Origin of the sequence: Vibrio sp. A11 (genome assembly GCF_013048705.1) — a bacterium.
Classification (GTDB): domain Bacteria; phylum Pseudomonadota; class Gammaproteobacteria; order Enterobacterales; family Vibrionaceae; genus Vibrio; species Vibrio metschnikovii.
On sequence record NZ_VHSI01000001.1, the window covers coordinates 449372 to 471152 of the forward strand.

The following is a 21781-nucleotide window of genomic DNA, read 5'->3' on the forward strand; positions in this document are numbered from 1 at the left end:
AGAAATAAATGCAAAAACTGATGATTTTATGTGTCGATGATGAACGTGAAGTACTGAATAGCGTTATGCAAGATCTGAGCGTCTTCGAAGAACATTTTATTCTTGAAGCCGCGGAGTCTGTCGCAGAAGCCAAAGAAGTCATTACCGATTACCAGCAGCAAGCAATCCCGCTGGCACTTATTTTGTGTGACCACATTATGCCTCAAGAAACCGGCATTCATTTTCTTATCGAACTTAACCAATCTGAAGCGACTCAGCCAACACGTAAGGTATTGTTAACCGGGCAAGCTGGATTAGACGATACCGTCGAAGCAATTAATCACTCGAGCTTGCATTTCTTTATCACGAAACCTTGGCAAGCCGAGCAATTACGTCATACCGTGAAAGAGCAGTTAACTCATTACGTGATCGAAAACGAGCCCGATTTAATGGCTTGGATGCCAATTCTTGATACTGAGTTAATTCTAAACGCACTGGCTGCAAACCGCTCCAGTTATGGTGAATGATCTTTAAACGTGAACAATATCGAGCTTAACAGATAAAAAGATGGTCGCATTCTAAACAATATCATATTGATTTAGCTATTTTTTTATCAAGGTAACCCAATCTTGACATTTTTTGGTAGAGTTCGTCTCTATCAATCAATTATGATGTTATCACACTCGAAATAGTAATTGATTTAGTGTGTACCCAAGCCGCCCGTTCTATAAGCCGTATGCATTGGATTTGAAATCAGTTGCAACGTTTTCAATACTGCATCTTAATGTCGCTTGGGTATACTATGGAATTAATCATAAACAGATAGGTTTATTGTGACTATGCGCAAAACAATCATGGCAACCGCTTTACTTCTAACGTCGGCACACGCTTTGGCTCAAACGGATCCAAACAGTCCAACTGTGATGAGTAATTTTAACTACGAATATATCGAAGCTCGTTTCGGCGCTAGCCCTGCTACCTTCGGTGCAGCAATCAGTAAATCGATTCATCCTAATGCTCATATGATTGCCCGTATCGATTCTGAGTTTGAAAGTGATTACGATCTCGCCGCAGGTTTTGGCTTTCACGCACCGATTAATAATTGGGCAGATTTAACGGGAGAAATGTTATTCCGTTTACAAGATAAGAAAAGCTACGGCAGTGCAGATTCGGGAATGGAACTGAATTTAGGTGTTCGTCAGTGGTTAGGGCCACAACTTGAAGTCGGTGGAAAAGCAGGTTATGTCTCTATTGATGATCGCGACGATTGGATAGGTTCTGTTTACGCTCGTTTCCACTCAACGGAATTATTCTCACTCGGCGCAGAAGCCCGTTTCAATGATGCGTATGGTGACCAACTGATGCTTACGGCTCGATTTAAATACTAATTTTATACCCTTCTTACTTGAAGAAGCAGCGGTGTTGGCTGCAACTTCAAGTAGTTTGGATATACCACTCAGTTTAAGTACTCTGTGCGTTTCATAAAACAAGCCGACGTCTCTGACCTCGGCTTGTTTATTATTGCTCAACGAGCTTGGCAATATTCTAATAACTGACGTTTTTGTGGCTCTTGGAGTAGCTTCCAATGCACACCTTCAATCGCTCCAGCAAACTTCCACAGCAGCTTAACATCAACATCACTGCCATAAATTTTGCGAACCTTACTAAATACAGCAGGAGCGCCAAGTTTTACAAAAGTTTCCACATCGCTGACGCCGGCTTTTTTTACCATTCGCTCAAGAGTCAATTGCATATTAGGCAAGTCTCTTAACCGACGGCTCGCCTGCGATTTTTGAAAACTACGTTGCGAAATAGAATAAAAGATAGAACGTTGAATAATATCGTCTAATTGTGGATAACCTTGCTCGAAAAGTTGCGTAATATCATAGTAATTAACCGTTGCTGTGGTCTGCTTTTTCACATGACGGAATTTTTCACAGCCTAACTGGATTAATAATTCATCGAGTTCTTCACTACCACGAAGGAAAATCGCCCCCTCAGTTAACAATGCGTACATGGCTTCTTGTTGAAATAAGCCAATACCACCGAACATTGAGCGTTTTTGGTAGTCCCCAAACTTAATTACATAATCAAAAAATGTTGTCTCACTCATCTTGATAGATCCTTTAATCGTCGTCCCCGAGTCACAAAGATCACCAGATAGCAGCAAGTTATAGCGAATAAATTAGGTATACATCGCAAGCTTATTTTGACTACGTGCCTGCGTATTGATTTATGTACATGATAGTTAATTCCATAAAATAAGTCTGGACTTAACTCACATCCATCACTTGAAAAGCGTGTTAAAAAGCCACTGACTTCACAAAAACTTAATGTTGCATATCAGTCGTTATTCATTTAGTGCTTTATATTAGACGATAAAACCATTAAGACCTGTTTAATGGTTGCATCTCTTTATTAGCAATCGGTAAAATGGGGCGTCTTCCCGCTTTTGACCGGATGCGATGAACCATTTATCTTTTTACTGGCTTCCCGAAAATAAACACCTCCTTATCCAAGGATTGGAAAGTGAGTTTGCTCAACTGGTTAAATTTTCAATCAGTACAGGCAAGATTGCGCTTCCCCCTATCCCGGATGTGGTGTTGAAAATTCAACAATTATGCAGTATCGAATCCACCACGATCGCTGATGTGGCCGCCTGTCTAACCGACGATCCAAGCCTCGCAGCAGTAGTTATTCGAGTCGCAAACTCGGTGGTTTTTAATCGCCGAAATATTACCTGTCTGGACTTAAGCACTGCGGTTTCCCGCTTAGGTATTATACGCGTACGTGATATTGTCACCGCTCAAGCTATTGAGCAACTCAAGCATTCGATTAATCTAAGTACCGCGTGCAATAAAGTCCTGACCAATAGTGCGGCCATATCACGTGAATTTGGTGCCAGTATGGTTCTAGTTACTCAATGGTTTAAGCGTTTAGAACCGCAGCACTATCAACATTTAGAACAAGAGAAAGCTTTGTTGGTTGGTCTATTGGCCGATATCGGTCTGTTTTGCTTAGTGAATGAGTACCATCTTTACTTGGAAAATGGACACTACCTTGATCAAGACATTGCACTGCAGATTTTCCAATCGAACTGTTCGGCAACCAGTCAGCTAGTTTTAAAACATTGGGGATTTGATAACGATTTTCTCGAAGTGGCGAGTAACCAACCATTCATTGAGCATCGCCAAGAAGTCAGTTATCTTGATATCGCTCGCATCGCAAATCATCTGTTATTATTTCGTAAACAAGATGACGCTTTAGACGAGCATGAAGTGGAAATTAACACCACGGGCGCGGAAGTGCTTTACCATTTAAGTAACATGACGGACGTTGAATTTCGTTCTCAGTTACATGGCGTGATTAACGCCAGTGGTTTTTGACCCCCTTCCCCAGTCATCGTCAATACGAGCTGGGGTTACCTATTGAGGAATCTATGTTTTTAGGGATGCTATTTATTTTTGCCCCACTCGTTATCGGGTATCTTTTTTCTATTTCTCAGCCAGCAAAATTAACCTTACTCAACAAAGCAACGGTTTCTCTGGTTTATGTCGTCCTTTTCCTGATGGGGCTTAGCCTCGCTGCATTAGATAATTTAAGCGCTAATCTACAAGCAATTTTGCGTATTGCAGGCGTGTTTTTTCTTGCGATGGGGTGCTGTAACTTGTTAGCTCTTCCCTTGATTGATAAATGGTTTCCCATTGATAGCCAAGCGACACAAACCAAATTACCCTTATCAAGCATGGCGTTAGAATCAATTAAGCTGATTTTTGTCGTGGGCGCAGGTCTGCTGCTTGGCTTGGTTCTTGGTTTTGATTTATCTTGGGTAGAAAGTGCCAGTGAATGGATTTTATTTATTTTACTGTTTTTTATTGGCGTTCAATTAAGAAACAGTGGCTTAACATTGAAACAGATCTTATTGAATAAGCATGGCATGATCATCGCCTCAGTCGTCATTATTACCTGCTGGATAGGTGGGATCCTAGCGGCCTTCATTCTCGATATCCCAATCTATCGAGCATTAGCCATGGCCTCTGGGTTTGGCTGGTACTCATTGTCTGGAATTCTGATGGGCGATGCTTTTGGCCCAGTCTATGGTGGCGCTTCTTTTTTGATTGAGCTGATGCGTGAGTTAGTGGCACTGGCCTTAATACCGATGTTTATTGGTCGTAAGCCCTGCACTTCTATTGGCTACGCCGGAGCAACCGCCATGGATTTCACCCTGCCAGTGATCCAGACGACAGGGGGAGTACGCTGTGTTCCCATTGCGATTGTCAGTGGCTTTATCTTGAGTCTGTTAGTGCCGTTTTTAATGTTGTTATTTGTCTCTCTTGCAGGTTAACGCTCAAGAAACCGTTATAGCGCACTTTACAATGCATCAACATTTCATCAATATGCGTAACCCAATTAAGTGACTGAGTAAAGCACGCCAATCGAACAAAGAACGAACCGCCAAGGCTATATAAATTACTGCAGGACAAGTTTTTTGTTTTGGTTTAGATTGCCTAGCTGACATTAACCAGTCTCAACAATAACGATATAACTATGGTATCAGAACATAAAATAGCGGATGCAAGCTTTGAGAGCCTTTTACGTATATTCACCGTACCAGAAGGACCAGATTCAACCCTAACTCGTATTGAAGAAAAATTGTCACGTAATTTAAACCAATTCTTACGTGAGCATATTGTGGCAGAAGAAAAGCCGCTTAAAGAGATAGAAAAAGACTTTTCCAATCCGCACATTCCTGAAGCGCCAGAGTTTGTCTCAGAGCATACTCAACATTTAATGGATACGTTAGTGGCTCAATCGGTGCATACGGCATCGCCCAGTTTCATTGGCCATATGACTTCAGCATTGCCTTATTTTTTAATGCCGCTGTCAAAAATCATGATTGCTTTGAATCAAAACTTAGTAAAAATTGAAACCTCGAAAGCGTTTACGCCACTTGAACGTCAAGTATTAGGCATGTTGCACCGTCTTATCTATGCTCAACAAGACGAGTTTTACCAACAATGGATGCACAGTGCCGCCCATTCTCTTGGCGCATTTTGTTCAGGGGGCACCATTGCTAACATTACCGCGCTCTGGGTCGCACGTAATAATGCACTGCAAGCGAGAGAGGGTTTTGGTGGCGTAGAAAAAGAAGGCTTATTCAAAGCCATGCTCCACTATGGTTATCAAGGATTAGCGATTTTAGTCTCTGAGCGCGGCCACTATTCACTAAAAAAAGCTGCTGATATTTTGGGCATTGGCCAACAAGGCTTAGTCACTGTTCGTACTGATAATAATAATCGTCTTTGTCCCGATGATCTGCAGTTGAAGATTAACCAACTCAAATCACAAAATATTCATCCCTTTGCCGTTGTCGGTGTTGCAGGTACAACTGAAACGGGAAATGTCGACCCACTAAGAGCCATCGGTGAAATTTGCCAAAAAGAGCAATGTCATTTTCATGTCGATGCCGCTTGGGGTGGTGCCACCTTAATGTCGAGTACCTATCGCCACTTGTTGGATGGTATTGAACTGGCCGATTCTGTAACCATTGATGCCCATAAGCAAATGTATATCCCAATGGGTGCCGGAATGGTGTTATTTAAAGACCCTCATGCAATGAATGCGATAGAACATCATGCGCAATATATTTTACGCAAAGGTTCTAAAGATTTAGGCAGTCATACCTTAGAAGGATCTCGTTCTGGGATGGCGATGCTTGTCTATGCGAGCATGCATATTATTAGTCGTGCAGGTTATCAACTATTAATTGATCAAAGTATTGAGAAAGCGCGTTATTTTGCTGATCTGATTCAATCACAAACAGATTTTGAACTCGTTTCAGAACCTGAGCTTTGCCTGCTCACTTATCGTTATGCTCCTGATAACGCTATAAAAGCACTGACAATCGCTGATGAAAAAGAGAGAATCGCACTGAATCATTTGCTGAATGAATTAACTAAATACATTCAGAAGAAACAGCGTGAAACAGGTAAATCGTTTGTTTCTCGCACACAACTCAATCCGGCACGTTGGCAAGGTTTAGATACCTTAGTCTTTCGTGTCGTATTGGCGAACCCGCTCACGACTAGGTCAATTTTACACTCGGTCTTGCAAGAGCAAAGGGACATAGCCCAAACAGCCACTCAATTACTTGCCCAGATAAATCAGTCGAGTCAAAGCATTATTAGCTCACAGGCTTAAAAACTCGGGCAAATTTGCAAAACAATAACGACGAATAAAAAGAAAGAAATAAATGAAAATTTCTTTCTTTTTATTGTAACTCGCCCATCATAATCCATCGATAAACGACGCTTTTAGCTCTTTTCGCCAATTAAAAGTGTAGTTTTCATGAAATTTAGTTTGAGGCTTGTCATATTCTCACTATTTGATAGTGTGTTTACTTTATGATTTATGACCGCTTGGGTTTATACTCGCGTCATGGCGTTGGTAAATGTGTCCCTTGTCGAAATAATTCATTTTTATGATGACAAGACACCTAAAAATCCCAATGAGTTGTTCTCTAGGCCCGCGTGAACACTATGAATACATTAGAAAAAATACAAAAAAATCTAGAAAATTTCAGCAAATCGGAACGTAAGGTAGCTGAAGTGATCATGGCTTCCCCGCAAACCGCGATCCATTCCAGTATTGCGACGCTGGCCAAAATGGCCGATGTTAGTGAACCAACGGTGAATCGCTTTTGTCGTCGACTCGATACCAAAGGTTTCCCTGATTTCAAGTTACACTTAGCGCAAAGTTTGGCAAATGGTACGCCTTACGTGAATCGCAATGTGGAAGAAGACGATGGACCTGATGCGTATACCCATAAGATCTTTGAATCGACCATGGCGTGTTTGGATGTGGCCAAAAATAGTCTCGATCCAATGCAAATTAACCGAGCCGTTGACCTATTAACGCAAGCGAAGCGCATTTCGTTTTTTGGTTTAGGCGCTTCATCCTCCGTTGCGCGTGATGCACAAAACAAATTCATTCGTTTTAATATTCCAATCTCTTGTTTTGAAGATATTGTTATGCAGCGGATGAGCTGTATTAACTGTACTGATAATGATGTGATCGTCCTTATTTCTCATACAGGACGGACAAAAAGCCAAGTCGAAATTGCTAATCTTGCACGAGAAAATGGCGCAACGGTTATTGCAATCACAGCAAAAGACTCGCCATTAGATAAAGCGAGTTCTTTATCGATTTGTCTTGATGTCCCTGAAGATACTGATGTTTACATGCCGATGGCGAGTCGAGTTGTGCAGATGACGGTGATAGATGTGTTGGCGACCGGTTTTACTTTACGCCGAGGTTCTGGTTTTAGAGAAAACCTCAAACGCGTCAAAGACGTGTTAAAAGACTCTCGCTACGATAAATTATCGCAGTTTTAATTCTTTTCTCTCCCCCAACCTAAAAATAGAATGGAGCTATTCATGGTCATAAGATGAATAGCTCCATTCTCTTTCTACTTTTTAGCTTCCTTGTTCACTTCCTTCGACAAGGCGAGAATTATAAATCCACTGCAATCTTTTCTCGGTAACCAAAGGCGGGATAATGTTCTGCGTTTCTGATTTAGAACATGAACAAACTTGACGTAAAATATACACTAACCTCTCATGAGTTAACGGTAGTGGATTGCCTTTGATCGCTTGTGAGCGCAGAGCATCCGTCGCAACTTGCTCGAAAGAAGTCGAACACACGCCAAATTGACTCAACGTCGGTAGTAGTAATTTGTCGAGCATCATTTGAACCCAAAGAATACTGTCATCAATATTGACATTTTTACGCTTCGTTAATAATTGAGCGATTCGGTAATAACGCTGTAAAACATCCGCTCGCTGAGCCTTTTTCGCCGCATGAATATTCTCTCTCATAACGTAAGGGGCAAGACGAGCGGTGATCACGCTGTGCGGCGCGTCGAGTTTACCTCCCAACGCAGAGGCCAATCCATACGCAGCACCTAGCTTAGCGTTAGTGATTGCCATCCCGCCCAACATCGCAGCAAAAGATAAATCCTCACGAGCAGGCTTATCATCCAAACAACACGCAGCAAGCGTTGAACGTGATAAACGGCGTAATCCCTCTTCACAGATCATATCCGTTAAAGGATTGGGATCACCACAAACGTAAGCCTCCATGAGATGAGTAAAAGCCTTCATTGCACCACGACCAGACGTATAACGATCGGTGCCATAGGTTAAACTCGGATCGATAATCGCCATGACTGCCAGCATCTCTGGGCTACGTAAACTCACTTTAACTTTATCTTGTCCAGATTTTAACACTGCGTTTTTCGTGACTTCAGAGCCGGTACTGACGGTGGTTGGAATCGCAATAAACGGCAGTGGCTTTGCTTTGAGTGGCACATTACGACCAACAACTTCAACATAATCATACACATTTCCTTGATTAGGAATAATCGCCGCTAAAGCTTTGCCCATATCTAAAACGCTACCACCACCGATAGCAATCACGACTTGTGGTCGAAAACGTCGTCCGACAATTGCCGCTTCTTCTACCATAGTAATATTGGGCTCGCCATAGATCGCAACATGTTGGTACGGCATCTTTTGCTGTTGCAAGTAATCACTGATCATTTGAGCGCGTTGCACGTTTTTACCTGAGACCAATAGAACGCTGTAACCGTATTGATTGATCAGCGATAGCGAGTGTTGCAGTGCACCCGCACCGAATACAATTCGATTCGATGTCATAAACTGAAACATGTGCCCTCCCCCAATCACTTTGATAGCATTCAGTGTGCTTTCCTTTGTAAAAAAAATTTTTGACTCAGTGCAACCTGTTGCTAAATAACTCAAACTTCATCTCAGACTATGCACGACATCACAATAGATGGCATGACTATCGCTGCTTTATTTAACTTGGGCATAAATTATCCAATCAATTTTACCTATTAAAACAACTGGTAAATGACACTTTATTTCCTAATTCGAATCGGGCATAGTGGCGCAAACGAAACAGAGGAGAAAGTGATGTTCGTAGTGATTTTTGGCCGCCCGGCTTGCCCATATTGTGTCCGTGCAAAAGAGCACGCAGAAACCTTAAAAGCGAAACGTGATGACTTCAACTACCGTTATGTTGATATTCATGAAGAAGGTATTACTAAAGCCGATCTAGAAAAAACCGTGGGTAAACCGGTTGAAACGGTGCCACAAATTTTTATTGATCAAGAGCATATTGGCGGCTGCACTGAATTTGAAGCCTATGCAAAAGAGCATTTAGGTCTATTTGACGAATAAGCTTTCGATACACCATTTCTAATCTTAGTCAACCCGCTGATGTTTAGCGGGTTTTTTAATGGATTATTTATTAAAAAATGACCTTGCCCTGAAAAAATTCACTTATCTTTTTGCCTATTTACGATACAATCGTCACAATTTAATCATCCTCCCCTTGCATGCCAACATTGAGCTAAATTGTGAATATCGACGTCGTACTGTTGTTAGAACAAAATCCCATCTTATTGATCTTCGTTGTCCTCGCCATTGGCTTGGCCTTTGGCAAAATTCGCTTTGGCAGTTTGCAATTAGGCAACTCCATCGGTGTGTTGATCACGTCTTTAGTGATGGGGCATTTGGGCTTCTCGTTTAATGCCGAAGCATTAACGATTGGTTTCATGTTGTTTATTTATTGTGTGGGGATTGAAGCGGGACCAAACTTCTTTGGTATCTTCTTTCGTGATGGTAAACACTACTTAATTTTAAGTTTAGTGGTGTTAGTCACTGCCACCAGTTTAACCTATTCCGCCAGCCATTTTTTTAATCTCGATTACGGCTTAGCCGCGGGGATGATGGCCGGAGCGTTAACGTCGACTCCAGTGTTGGTTGGCGCACAGGATGCCCTGAACTCTGGGCTAGCCAATATTCCTCGTAATATGGATCTGACCTTGATTTTAGAAAATGTCTCGGTCGGCTATGCGATGGCTTATCTGATTGGCCTGATCAGTATGATCATGTTTGCAAAGTTACTGCCTAAATTACAAAAACAAAATCTCTCTGATTCAGCGCAACAAATTGCTCAAGAACGGGGAATTGGCGGCAGCGGACAACGTAAGGTCTATTTGCCGATCATTCGTGCTTATCGGGTTGGCCCTGAGCTAACCAATTGGATTGATGGCAGAAATTTACGAGAGCTTGGTATCTATCGTCAAACTGGATGCTATATCGAGCGTATTCGTCGTAATGGTATTCTTGCCCACCCTGATGGTGATGCCATTTTGCAAGAAGGCGATGAAATTGCCTTAGTCGGTTTTCCTGACAGTCATGCGCGCCTTGATCCAAGCTTTCGTAATGGTAAAGAAGTGTTTGATAGAAACTTACTTGACCTACGGATCACTGAAGAAGAAATTGTCGTCAAAAGTGACAGTATTGCCGGAAAAAGGTTGTCTGATTTAAACCTCTCGGAATATGGCTGTTTCTTGAACCGCGTGGTGCGCGCACAAATTGAAATGCCGATGGATCTCGATATTGTGCTGGCGAAAGGCGATGTACTTCAGGTCAGTGGAGAAAAAAGTCGCGTTAAAGGTCTAGCCGAACGAATCGGCTTTATCTCCATTCATAGTCAGATGGCCGATCTCATGGCTTTTTGTAGCTTTTTCATTTTAGGAATTCTCTTTGGCTTAATTACCATGACCTTTGGCCAAGTCTCCTTTAGCCTAGGCAATGCCGTCGGCCTGCTTTTGTCCGGTATATCGCTTGGTTTTTTACGAGCCAACCATCCAACCTTTGGTTATGTCCCGCAAGGTGCATTAAACATGGTCAAAGATCTAGGACTGATGATATTTATGGTGGGTATCGGCTTAAGCGCTGGCGGACGGATGTTTGAACACTTAACCGAAGTTGGTCCGCAAGTGATTGGCTTAGCGTTTATCGTGAGTGTTGTCCCCGTGGTCTTTGCTTATTTGGTCGGAGCCTACCTATTAAAAATGAATCGTGCTTTACTTTTTGGAGCGATCATTGGCGCTCGTACCTGCGCACCGGCGATGGATATCGTCAATGATTATGCCAAATCGACCATCCCAGCGCTTGGCTATGCAGGCACTTACGCGATTGCCAATATTTTGATGACGCTTGCTGGTACCATTTTGATCATTCTCAGCTAAAACGGTTCAATCAATGAGTATCGTTAAAAGGAATAAAAGCTAAACAAAAAAGGCGCATAAAGCGCCTTTTTTACTATCTTTACTATCAGAACGGATATCGATTAGATATCGATCACATCAAACTCAACTTCTGGACTGACATCGGCATCGTAATCAACACCCTCAACACCAAAGCCAAACAGCTTAAGGAACTCTTCTTTATAAAGCTCATAGTCTGTTAACGTCTTTAGGTTTTCAGTCGTGATTTGCGGCCATAACTCACGGCAGTGCTGCTGAATGTCTTCACGCAACTCCCAATCATCGAGACGCAGACGGTTATGATCGTCCGTTTCTGGTGCTGAACCATCGTTTTTATACAAACGCTGGCTGAACAAACGATAGATTTGCTCCATACACCCTTCGTGGATGCCTTCTTCACGCATTTTCTTAAAGACCATTGCGATGTATAACGGCATGACAGGAATCGCCGAGCTGGCTTGAGTGACAACCGACTTTAACACGGCCACATTAGCGCTACCTTGCTTAGCGGCTAATTTTTCATTTAATGCTTGCGCTGCGCGATCTAAATCTATCTTCGCACGACCCAATGCACCATCCCAATAAATTGGCCAAGTCAGCTCAGTACCGATGTAGCTATAAGCGACTGTTTTACAACCGTCCGCTAAAACGCCCGCATCATCAAGCGCTTGCATCCACAACTCCCAATCTTGACCGCCCATCACAGTGATGGTGTCGTTGATTTCTTGTTCAGTGGCAGGTTCAACGCTGGCTTCGATAATGATGTCTTTATTGGTATCAACCGCAGTAGCGGTGTAGGTTTCACCGATTGGTTTCAGGGCCGAACGAACCACTTCACCGCTATCTGGCATCTTGCGTACCGGAGAGGCCAATGAATAAACCACTAAATCAATTTGACCTAGGTCTTGTTTGATCAACTCAATGGCTTTTTGCTTAGCTTGATCAGAAAAGGCGTCACCATTGAGGCTCTTGGCATATAAACCTTCTTGGTGAGCTAACTTATCAAACGCGGCCGCATTGTAAAACCCAGCGGTTCCGGTTTTCTTTTCCGTACCCGGTTTTTCAAAAAAGACGCCAATCGTTGCAGCACCACCAGCAAAGGCGGCAGCAATACGTGAAGATAAGCCGTAGCCACTAGAGGAGCCAACGACCAGCACACGTTTGGGTGCATTCTTAATCGAGCCTTGTGCTTTAGTATAAGCAATTTGTTCTTTTACGTTCGCTTCACAGCCCACTGGATGAGTGGTTGTGCAAATGAATCCACGAATTTTAGGTTTGATGATCATATTCAACTTCCTTCAAAAATCTCGGTTAGGATAAAAGTTTCAGCGCCACTTCGCATCTTATTTCTGCCCAAAAGCACTTTTTTACTGAGTGGTTGGAGCTGTTCTTAACCTAAATGGTTCAGGATCATCCTATCTTAAACACGCAAGACAAGACCAATCACAAAAAATCAGCGCTACTGTACCACTAACAGCAAAAAAATAAGGCCTCAAAAGAGGCCTTAAGACATTAGCAAATTGAATAGGATGAGTTATGCCACATTATTCAGTTTTGGTGGATTAACGTTGTGAGTGCGCACTTCGCTTAAGTCGTGGCTGAAATGGTCCACTTGAATCGCTTTCGAACGCAGTTTGTCTGCGGCTAAAATCGCTTCAACTTCATTTTCAGTCAAGACACCAGCCGCTTTCGCTTGAGCAAGACGCTCAGTCAAAGGTCCTTTACGAGCCACTTTACCTTCTTTCACCGCTTTATTCATTTGTCGCTCTAATCCTTTAACGCTATACATAGCAAGGAAAGCTTTTTCCATTAAGCCGACGCTATCATCTTCATCTTTGCCGATGTAACACAAATGGGTTAAGCGATCACGATGGGCTCCCGGCGTCATTAAACTTTCGGCAATCTTGACGGTAAGTGTATCGCTAGGCGCTTGGTAGTGATTACCTAGTGGGAATATCAATCCTTTTAATAATCCACCGACCGCTTTAATCGGATAATTACGATAAGTATCACCCAGGGCTTTCGCAGCATGATGTAAACAGTGTTGCATCGCGTAGTGCACGTAATCGAGATCCGTTTGTTGACGGCCTTCATCTTCGTAACGCTTTAGAACCGCTGACCCCATATAAAGGAAACTCAGTGCATCCCCCAAACGCGCAGAGATCATCTCTTTACGTTTCAACTCACCACCCAGAGTCAACATGGCAAAGTCGGCGCTAACCGCTAAGGCACGGCTTAAACGAGTCATTTCTTTATAATACCCTTGGGTCGGCCCACTCATCTCCGCTTTGATGAATCGTGAACCCGTCAGAGCAGCACCAAAAGCACCAAAGGTATTGTTGACTGCATGACCAATGTGTTTAAACAATAACTTATCAAAATCTTTCGCGGCTTGTTCGCTATCTGGGTTAGCAGCCGCTTCCATCTCTTTAAGAACATAAGGGTGACAACGCGTCGCACCTTGACCAAAGATCATCAGGTTACGGGTCAGGATATTGGCCCCTTCCACCGTAATCGCAACGGGAACTCCGAGGTAATGGGTCGATAGATAATTCATAGGCCCATCTTGAATTGCACGCCCTGAATGAATATCCATTGAATCATTTAAGATAGTTCGCGCCATTTCTGTCATATGGTATTTAGCAATCGCGGTAATGATCCCAGGACGCTCTTTCATATCGAGAGAGGTTGTTGTCAAGGTGCGTGTCGCTTCGAGTAGGTAAGTCAAACCACCAATTCGACCGAGCGCTTCTGCAACGCCTTCAAACTTACCGATCGACATACCAAACTGCTTACGAACATAAGCATAAGCTCCTGTAGTACGAGAAGTGAGGTGACCAATCGCCGTACCGAGAGCCGGTAAAGAAATACCCCGCCCAGCAGAAAGACATTCAACCAGCATACGCCAGCCTTTACCAGCATAGTCCACGCCACCAATCAGCCATTCCATCGGAATAAAGACATCATTACCACGAGTTGGTCCGTTCATAAACGCTAAACCGAGCGGGTCATGACGCTCACCAATTTCCACACCGGTATGGTTGGCTGGAATTAAGGCACAAGTAATACCGAGCTCTTTTTTATCACCGAGCAGTCCATCCGGATCGTTCAGTTTAAACGCTAAACCAAGAACGGTAGCAACCGGGGCAAGCGTAATATAACGTTTGTTCCACGTTAAACGAATACCTAAGACTTCTTTACCTTCATGCTTGCCGTAGCACACGATACCTTGATCAGGAATGCCGCCAGCATCGGAGCCTGCTTCTGGACCCGTTAATGCAAAACAAGGAATGTCGGTACCATCAGCTAAACGTGGCAACCAATAATCTTTCTGCTCTTGAGTACCATAATGAGAAAGCAGTTCACCAGGGCCTAGAGAGTTAGGCACCATCACGGTAACGGCAGCACTGATACTGCGCGTCGCAATACGCGATACGATGGTTGAATTGGCCAATGCCGAGAATTCACGGCCACCATATTCTTTAGAAATAATTAATGAGAAGAAGCGCTCTTTACGCAGATAATCCCATACCTCTTTGGGTAGGTCACGATCGTGTTTGATGATTTTATGGTCATCAATCATACCGAGTAGCGTTTCAAGCTCATTATCCATGAATGATTGCTCTTCCGCCGTGAGAGTTGGCTTAGGATAATGATGTAGCGTTGTAAAGTTAGGCTTACCAGAGAACAACTCCCCATCCCACCATACACTTCCGGCTTCCATGGCTTCTTTTTCGGTTGCAGACAGCGGAGGCAACACTTGCTTAAAAAGTTTGAAAGCGGGGTCACTAATCCATTTTCTTCTTAGAGAGCTCATAATTCCGATCCTTTTGTTCACTGGTTAAGATTTATACTTATTATAGTTTCGTTTGGTTCAATTATTTGGCCGCCACTCCAGCAGCCAAATAAGGAATAATCTGGTCAATCATTGAGTTAGCGTCAACTTTAGTCGCAAAATCATTTTCAGCTATTTGCGCTAAAGCTTGGCTGGATGCCATGGTAAAAACACAGGTCCCAAGGGTAAAATGCAGCCGCCAAAACAGCGTCTCGCGAGTTAAATTGGGGTTTGCCTTCATCACTGACTGAGTAAATAAGCTGAGAACGTCGTCATAACGAGTGGTGATAAACCAACGTAAATGACCTTGTACATCGGTATAACCTCGGCCAATCAACAGCATGAAACGACTAGTACCGCTTGGGCGTATTTGACTCAACGCTTTTAAGGGACCACGTAACGATTCAAAGACTTCTTCCATGCTGTAACGTTCTTGCTCATTCAACGCCATTAATGACTGTTTAACAGCTGGCATAAATGCTTCTAAGTAACGATTTAGTACCGCTCGTACCAGCGTTTTTTTATCACCAAAGTGATAATTCACCGACGCCAGATTGACGTTAGCTTTACTAGTAATGGTACGAAGAGAGGTATCATTAAAACCATGCTCAGCAAATAGCCCTTCTGCTACATCGAGTATTTTTTCTTTGGTACTGCTCTTAGGGGCCATTTCAATCATCCGTATCAAACAACTGTTTGAAATATACCTTTGAAACACGAGATTAACAAGCAATTAACATCACACTTTTTAAACATGGTCCGACCAGACGTTTTCGCCGCGAGACAAAATCAATCAGTCATCCACATCATCCTGCACTCTTAGGCTCTTAAAGGAGAGCAAAGAGAAATAATCATTTTTTTTGATCATTTTTCTATTATTTGGGAACTCTTTGTTATTCATCCAGTCTGACTTAGTGTAGTTGGTAGAGCATTCAGAGTTTTACGGCCGTCGAACTTTCTTGGTCACTGGCAACTACACGATACCGATACGACTTGAAGGTTGAGCGGATCCCGTCGATGCTTCAAGTGGCAAGGTAAATGCTGCTTTTTCCTTATTAACTCCTATGTTTGTATCCGCCCAGTTCATTTTGTTCTGGGCTTTTTTTTGCATCTCATACCGCTAATGGCTAAGAAAGCGTATAATGCTCTGCTGACTTGTTAATACTCCATGAATTCATGAAGCTCTCTCATAGCCCAATCACCCAGCATCGCTTTCAAGGTGTGGATTTCTATTTAAAACGTGATGATAAATTGCATCCACAATTTTGCGGCAATAAAGCGCGTAAATTTCTTGGTCTACTCGAATTGGAAGCGCCGGCGATCACCACTTTAATTAGCTATGGATCCGTGCAAGCCAATTCTTTGTATTCACTGGCAGGACTCGCAGCGATTCGTGGTTGGAAATTAGAATATTATGTTCATCGGATCCCTAAGTGGCTGCAACAACGGCCAATCGGTAACTATCGGGCCGCGCTCGAACTGGGTGCGCAAGTTATCAGCACTGAAGATCAAGCTATCTCACATCCCTATGATTACATCGTTCAACAACGTAAACCGGATCAAGATTGTCTATTTATTGAAGAAGGTGGTCGATCACCTTTAGCAGAATATGGCGTCAAACAGTTAGCACTTGAATTACTTGAATGGATCCAGCAGCAACCTAAGCAACAATGGATCATTGCCCTACCCTCAGGCACCGGAGCGACTTCGCTCTACCTACAAAAGGCACTGCAACCTCATGATATCCAAGTGATTACTTGTCCTTGTGTCGGTGGTGCGGACTATTTACGCCAACAGTGGCAACAACTCGCAGATACCCTTTATCCAACGATTATCGAACCTTCGCGTAAACATCACTTTGGCCATTTATATCGCGAGGATTATCAAATTTGGCAGCAGCTCTATGAGCAAACTCATGTTGAGTTTGATTTGCTGTACGACCCATTGATGTGGCGCTGTTTACTTGATTGGCTACCGAACAACCAACAATATTCGTTGATCTATATTCATCAAGGCGGTTTGTTAGGCAATGAAAGTATGCTACCTCGTTATCAGCGTTTGTGTGGGGAATAAAGGATAGAACGAGAAAACGTCTACCGCCGACAGAGATACTGTGAAAGCAAAAAAGTAGAAGCTGCAGTTTGATGGGGTAGCATACCAACGGTTATCCATCTAACTGCAGCCTCAACGAACAAGCTCATGCCAGTCAATTTAGGTCGCTAATCTATCCTGTGGTTTGACTTTTGGTAAGCCAATCGAAATTAAGGTGGTCAGTAATAAGAAAGCAAAAGAAACCCATAAGCACGCGGCTAATCCCCACTCTTGAAATATCCAACCAGATAAAATGGTGCCAATCAAGCGCCCCATCGCATTGGCCATGTAGTAAAAACCAACATCCAATGACACGCCATCTCCCTTGGCATAACTGACAATTAAATAAGAATGCAAGGATGAGTTAACCGCGAAAATCGCACCAAAAAGTAATAATCCCCCGATGATCACCATTTGCGGATGCCATTGGACCTGAATACTGTAAGCAATCACTCCGGTCACTAAAGCCAATAAGGCGGCCCACCCCATGGCGGAACGTCCATCCGGTACTTGACCAGAAGCACTACCGGTGATTTTCGGCGCAAACCCTTGGATAACACCATAGCCAATGACCCACAAGGCTAAAAATCCGCCCACGGCACTGTGATCCCAGCCAAATACACTACCAAGATAAATTGGTAAAGCGATCACAAACCAGACATCACGGGCTCCGAATAAGAACATCCGCGCCGCCGATAAAATATTCACGCTACGTGATTTGGAAAAAATTTCTGAAAATTTGGGTTTATTTTTGGCTTTGCCAATATCGGCTTGTAGACTAACGATGCTGCCAACAAAGACGGCCAATAATACGCCAGCCATCGCCAGCACTGCATATTGAAAACCGATCAGCGAGAGCAAGACACCACCAAGGAAAAAACCAGCGCCTTTCAACGCATTTTTTGACCCAGTCAGAATAGCTATCCATTTATATAACGCCCCTTGTGCATCATCTGGCAGCAACGTTTTAATGGCACTTTTTGCGCTCATTTTATTGAGATCTTTGGCAATGCCAGAGAGCGCTTGTGCTGCCATCACTAACGGGATCGTCAACCACGCGGCAGGTACGGCTAACATTAATAACGCGATGATTTGCATCCCTAAGCCAATATTCATGGTGCGATTTAAGCCAAGCCTTGCACCAAGCCAGCCACCAATTAAGTTGGTCACCACGCCAAAAAATTCATAGAACAAAAATAACGAAGCGATCGCTAACGTCGAATAACCTAAATCATAAAAATACAGCACCACCAACATGCGCAATGCGCCATCGGTAATGGTAAAATTCCAGTAATTGAACGTCACCAGCATATATTGACGAACATTGTGATTGAATTGGGACAACATGGATGATCACTCTTTTTGAAAAAGAGCTGCATCAATGCAGCTCTTACTAGGGGGTTATTGACCGACAAACTGATGAATATAATCGACCTGATCCGCTTTAGTGAAAGCACCTGGACGCAAAGCCTGCACCTTGGCAATGATCGTTTCCAGTGGCCAGCCCTTCTCAAGCAAAACATGAGCGGCTAATAATCCCGTACGACCCGAGCCCCCCATACAGTGCAACGCCACTTTATCACCATGACCTAAGGCTTTATGTACTAAAGGCGCAATGTGTTGCCAGCGAACATGGAACGCTTCATCCGGTGCACAATCATCAGCGATTGGGGCATGTAACCAAAGCAATCCGGCTTTCTCTACCTCTTCTGGCAATTGGCCAACGCCATGTTCTTGCATCTCTTGTTGGCTCAGCGCGGTCACCACAACCGTGACTCCTTGCGCCTTTAATTGTGCGATACTTTCGGTCAGCGCCGTTTGTTTTGTGCCCGGACAAGGCGTGAGGATCAGCCCGGCTTGATCGGTAATCGGCAGTTCCCAAGTTGGATGTGTCATTGTCTTTTCCTTATACTGAGCCAACGTTACGCACCAGTTCAGCGGTACGCGTTGCGTAGCCCATTTCGTTATCGTACCAAGCGTAAATTTTCACCATCCGTTTACCCACCACCATGGTTGATAGCGCATCAACAATCGTTGAACGCTGATCGCCTTTATAGTCAATCGATACCAATGGACGTGTTTCAAAGCCTAAAATACCTTGCAGTTCATTCTCTGATGCCGCTTTAAGCAAAGCATTAACCTCATCAGCGGTGGTATCACGTTTAACATCAAAAATAATATCGGTCAGTGATGCATTAGCCAGTGGTACTCGTACCGCATGACCATTAATTTTGTCTTTCAGATCAGGGAATATTTCGACAATCGCGGTTGCTGAGCCGGTCGTTGTTGGGATAAGGCTCATCCCACACGCACGAGCACGGCGCAGATCTTTATGCGGCGCATCTAAAATGGTTTGCGTATTGGTTAAATCGTGAATGGTCGTAAATGAGGATTGCTCGATGCCTAATTTTTCATGGATCACTTTAACAATCGGTGCAATGCAGTTGGTCGTGCACGATGCCGCCGTAACAATTCGGTGTTGATCTGGGTTAAAAATATGATCGTTAACACCGACGACAATGTTCGCTACACCCGGCTCTTTTACTGGGGCGGAAACGACAACTCGCTTAACACCTTGAGCAAGATACAGATTAAGTAACTCCGTTTTACGATGTTTACCCGTCGCTTCAATCACCACATCACAACCTGACCAATCTACGGCATCAATGGCTTTTTGTTGAGAGGTTTGAATCTTATGTTGACCAATCATGATGCTGTCGCCATCTGCCAAGACAGGGTGATGCCAACGACCTTGCACAGAGTCAAACTCCAATAAGTGTGCCAACGTTGCCGCATCGCCAGCTACATCATTGATCTGCACAAATTCCAGCTCTGGCCAATCATAAGCCGCGCGCAATGCCAAACGGCCAATACGGCCAAAACCGTTAATTCCTACTTTAATCGTCATGATTTATTTCCTTAATAATGATGAATTTATCCAAGCCATTTGAAATCGATTCAAATCGCAAGGTGATAATTAGGCACAACATAGCGGACGTGATTTCATCGCCGTCAAACGGTCAATATCAAGCTGGTATTCCGCTCGTAAACAATTTGAATCCACGAGACCTTGGATCTGTTTTTTCATCCAGCCAGGTAGCTGATCAGATAAGCGATAAAATACCCACTGACCTTGACGGGCATCGACGACAACGCCACTCGCTCTTAATAAAGCAAGATGGCGCGATATTTTGGGTTGGCTCTCTTCTAATGCCGCGGTTAACTCCGCAACGCAGAGGTTCTGTTCACGAGCGATCATTAATAAGCAACGCACTCGGGTTTCATCAGCCAACAGTTTAAAAAATTGATGAGGTAGCATAAGCTCATTACCTTATATGGATATGCGAATATATTAACTGCCTTCTAATCGCTGTCAATGGTAATCCAGCCGTTGTCATGAAATTTTCATATTCAAAAAGATCATCTTGTTGATGTCATCAGAGCGTCATCCCCCAGTGCTAATCTGCGCTGACTGACCGAGAAACCGGGTTATGCCACACCCCCACTGTCACATGATTGTCATATAACTTCCATTTTACTGTCATACAAACCACCCAAAATCCGTTTTAGTTAAACCAAACACAACCGCAATTTGAAGGCATGATGCCATAGCGGTTAACAATGTGAATGAACGAGGGAAATACTATGAAGTTTGGACGCAACGCGCTATTGCTTGCCTCAACCATCGCCACGGCTATCTCAGCACCTGCAATGGCTCGTGAAACTATCCAAATTGCTGGCTCATCGACTGTGCTGCCATTTTCATCAATCGTTGCTGAAGAGTTTGGGCAAACTTTTGCTCAATTTAATACACCGATTGTTGGATCAGGTGGTTCGGGCGGCGGCCTTCGCCAGTTTTGTCAAGGCGTTGGTGTCAACACCATTGATATTGCTAACTCTTCTCGTGCTATCCGTCCCAATGAGCTTGCGAACTGTAAAGCCAACGGCGTGAATGAAGTCATCGAAGTGAAAATCGGTTACGACGGTATTGTCTTTGCTTCACGCACCGACAGTGGCAGTTTTGCACTAAAACCTGAACATGTATTTAAAGCAGGCGCAGCGCAAATTCCTCAAAACGGTAAAATGGTTAATAACCCTTACACCAACTGGAAACAGATTGATCCTTCACTACCGGATCAAGATATCTTATTAGTGATCCCTGGCTCTAACCACGGCACCCGTGAAGTGTATGAAGAAAAAGTTGTCCACCCGGGTTGTGCAACGTTTGCTGAAGTCAAAGCCATGGATAGCAAAGCCAAAGAAAACTTCTGTAACGCGATTCGTACCGATGGACGCGTGGTGGAAGTCGCTGGTGACTATACAGAAACACTGGCTCGTCTCGATGCACAGCGTAACGCATTAGGTGTTTTTGGCCTCAGCTTCTATGACCAAAACCGTGACCGCTTAAAAGTGGCAACGGTCGATGGTGTCACTCCTAGTTTAGAGACCATTTCAACGGGTGAATATCCGGTTTCTCGTCCTTTATTCTTCTATATCAAAAATGCCCACGTTGGTGTTGTCCCTGGCCTACTTGAATACGCGCAATTCTTTGTTAGTGAGCAGATTGGTGGCATGGGTAGCCCATTAGAAGAAGCTGGCCTAATCCCAATGGATGACGCTGAGCGCGCGCAAGTTTCAAACGACATTCGCAACCGTAAGACTTTATAAATAAAGTAATAATTCAGTAAGAGAGGCATTAACGTCTCTCTTACTATTGCTTTTAAAAGGTAATC

At 43.6% G+C, this 21781-nt stretch carries 19 protein-coding genes; 10 read left to right on the forward strand and 9 right to left on the reverse strand.

The features are described 5' to 3' along the window. Window positions 1–8 precede the first annotated feature (8 nt). Together FKQ60_RS01945 and FKQ60_RS01950 are read left to right on the forward strand one after the other, a co-directional pair. A complete protein-coding gene (locus tag FKQ60_RS01945; RefSeq protein WP_154167871.1) occupies window positions 9–506 on the forward strand; it encodes a response regulator in 498 nt (165 codons plus the stop codon). 312 nt (window positions 507–818) lie between these two features. Then, window positions 819–1367 carry a hypothetical protein gene (locus FKQ60_RS01950; protein ID WP_158138576.1) on the forward strand — a complete coding sequence of 183 codons (549 nt, stop codon included), beginning with the start codon at window positions 819–821 and terminating at the stop codon, window positions 1365–1367. A 137-nt stretch (window positions 1368–1504) separates the two neighbouring features. On the opposite strand, the gene FKQ60_RS01955 is transcribed toward FKQ60_RS01950, so the two are convergent. Further along, on the reverse strand, window positions 1505–2092 hold the full coding sequence (locus FKQ60_RS01955; protein ID WP_154167867.1) for a TfoX/Sxy family DNA transformation protein: 588 nt from the start codon (window positions 2090–2092) through the stop codon (window positions 1505–1507). A gap of 352 nt (window positions 2093–2444) precedes the next feature. Between FKQ60_RS01955 and FKQ60_RS01960 the strand changes: the two genes are divergently transcribed. The 4 genes from FKQ60_RS01960 (at window position 2445) to FKQ60_RS01975 (ending at window position 7373) form a co-directional block, all read left to right on the forward strand. Beyond that, on the forward strand, window positions 2445–3365 hold the full coding sequence (locus tag FKQ60_RS01960; RefSeq protein WP_154167864.1) for an HDOD domain-containing protein: 921 nt from the start codon (window positions 2445–2447) through the stop codon (window positions 3363–3365). Between the two features lie 53 nt (window positions 3366–3418). Further along, the gene (locus FKQ60_RS01965) at window positions 3419–4324 is read left to right on the forward strand and encodes a lysine exporter LysO family protein (RefSeq protein WP_158138578.1); all 906 of its coding nucleotides are present in this window, start codon (window positions 3419–3421) and stop codon (window positions 4322–4324) included. A 203-nt stretch (window positions 4325–4527) separates the two neighbouring features. Continuing rightward, window positions 4528–6180 (forward strand): pyridoxal-dependent aspartate 1-decarboxylase PanP, encoded by a 1653-nt coding sequence (gene panP, locus FKQ60_RS01970; RefSeq protein ID WP_170905914.1) that lies wholly within the window; start codon window positions 4528–4530, stop codon window positions 6178–6180. 338 nt (window positions 6181–6518) lie between these two features. Beyond that, the gene (locus FKQ60_RS01975) at window positions 6519–7373 is read left to right on the forward strand and encodes a MurR/RpiR family transcriptional regulator (protein ID WP_004395036.1); all 855 of its coding nucleotides are present in this window, start codon (window positions 6519–6521) and stop codon (window positions 7371–7373) included. A gap of 81 nt (window positions 7374–7454) precedes the next feature. Here FKQ60_RS01975 and FKQ60_RS01980 read toward each other — a convergent pair whose 3' ends face one another. Beyond that, a complete protein-coding gene (locus FKQ60_RS01980) occupies window positions 7455–8708 on the reverse strand; it encodes an iron-containing alcohol dehydrogenase (RefSeq protein WP_170905915.1) in 1254 nt (417 codons plus the stop codon). 267 nt (window positions 8709–8975) lie between these two features. Here FKQ60_RS01980 and FKQ60_RS01985 point away from each other — a divergent pair, with 267 nt between their 5' ends. Together FKQ60_RS01985 and FKQ60_RS01990 are read left to right on the forward strand one after the other, a co-directional pair. After that, on the forward strand, window positions 8976–9242 hold the full coding sequence (locus tag FKQ60_RS01985) for a GrxA family glutaredoxin (protein ID WP_004395034.1): 267 nt from the start codon (window positions 8976–8978) through the stop codon (window positions 9240–9242). A 179-nt stretch (window positions 9243–9421) separates the two neighbouring features. Further along, window positions 9422–11104 carry an aspartate:alanine antiporter gene (locus tag FKQ60_RS01990; RefSeq protein ID WP_004395033.1) on the forward strand — a complete coding sequence of 561 codons (1683 nt, stop codon included), beginning with the start codon at window positions 9422–9424 and terminating at the stop codon, window positions 11102–11104. 101 nt (window positions 11105–11205) lie between these two features. Here the strand turns inward: FKQ60_RS01990 and fabV are convergent, their stop codons facing one another. The 3 genes from fabV to FKQ60_RS02005 all read right to left on the reverse strand — a co-directional run bounded on the left by fabV (window position 11206) and on the right by FKQ60_RS02005 (window position 15627). Beyond that, the gene (gene fabV, locus FKQ60_RS01995) at window positions 11206–12408 is read right to left on the reverse strand and encodes an enoyl-ACP reductase FabV (RefSeq protein ID WP_170905916.1); all 1203 of its coding nucleotides are present in this window, start codon (window positions 12406–12408) and stop codon (window positions 11206–11208) included. A gap of 248 nt (window positions 12409–12656) precedes the next feature. Further along, window positions 12657–14939, reverse strand: a complete 2283-nt coding sequence (locus FKQ60_RS02000) for an acyl-CoA dehydrogenase (RefSeq protein ID WP_170905917.1) — start codon at window positions 14937–14939, stop codon at window positions 12657–12659. Window positions 14940–15000: 61 nt separating this feature from the next. Next, the gene (locus tag FKQ60_RS02005) at window positions 15001–15627 is read right to left on the reverse strand and encodes a TetR/AcrR family transcriptional regulator (RefSeq protein WP_170905918.1); all 627 of its coding nucleotides are present in this window, start codon (window positions 15625–15627) and stop codon (window positions 15001–15003) included. A gap of 506 nt (window positions 15628–16133) precedes the next feature. On the opposite strand from FKQ60_RS02005, the gene FKQ60_RS02010 reads away from it, so the two are divergent. After that, complete coding sequence (locus FKQ60_RS02010; RefSeq protein ID WP_170905919.1) at window positions 16134–17030, forward strand: 1-aminocyclopropane-1-carboxylate deaminase/D-cysteine desulfhydrase; 897 nt, start codon at window positions 16134–16136, stop codon at window positions 17028–17030. A gap of 138 nt (window positions 17031–17168) precedes the next feature. Here the strand turns inward: FKQ60_RS02010 and arsJ are convergent, their stop codons facing one another. The 4 genes from arsJ to FKQ60_RS02030 all read right to left on the reverse strand — a co-directional run bounded on the left by arsJ (window position 17169) and on the right by FKQ60_RS02030 (window position 20367). After that, window positions 17169–18395 (reverse strand): organoarsenical effux MFS transporter ArsJ, encoded by a 1227-nt coding sequence (gene arsJ, locus FKQ60_RS02015; RefSeq protein ID WP_154167843.1) that lies wholly within the window; start codon window positions 18393–18395, stop codon window positions 17169–17171. A gap of 54 nt (window positions 18396–18449) precedes the next feature. Beyond that, window positions 18450–18944 (reverse strand): cyclin-dependent kinase inhibitor 3 family protein, encoded by a 495-nt coding sequence (locus FKQ60_RS02020; RefSeq protein WP_154167841.1) that lies wholly within the window; start codon window positions 18942–18944, stop codon window positions 18450–18452. Window positions 18945–18954: 10 nt separating this feature from the next. After that, entirely contained in the window at window positions 18955–19956 is a 1002-nt protein-coding gene (locus FKQ60_RS02025) for an ArsJ-associated glyceraldehyde-3-phosphate dehydrogenase (protein WP_158138584.1), read from the reverse strand. Window positions 19957–20025: 69 nt separating this feature from the next. Beyond that, the gene (locus FKQ60_RS02030) at window positions 20026–20367 is read right to left on the reverse strand and encodes a metalloregulator ArsR/SmtB family transcription factor (RefSeq protein WP_154167837.1); all 342 of its coding nucleotides are present in this window, start codon (window positions 20365–20367) and stop codon (window positions 20026–20028) included. A 326-nt stretch (window positions 20368–20693) separates the two neighbouring features. Here FKQ60_RS02030 and FKQ60_RS02035 point away from each other — a divergent pair, with 326 nt between their 5' ends. Next, window positions 20694–21716 carry a substrate-binding domain-containing protein gene (locus FKQ60_RS02035; RefSeq protein ID WP_170905920.1) on the forward strand — a complete coding sequence of 341 codons (1023 nt, stop codon included), beginning with the start codon at window positions 20694–20696 and terminating at the stop codon, window positions 21714–21716. Window positions 21717–21781: the final 65 nt, after the last annotated feature.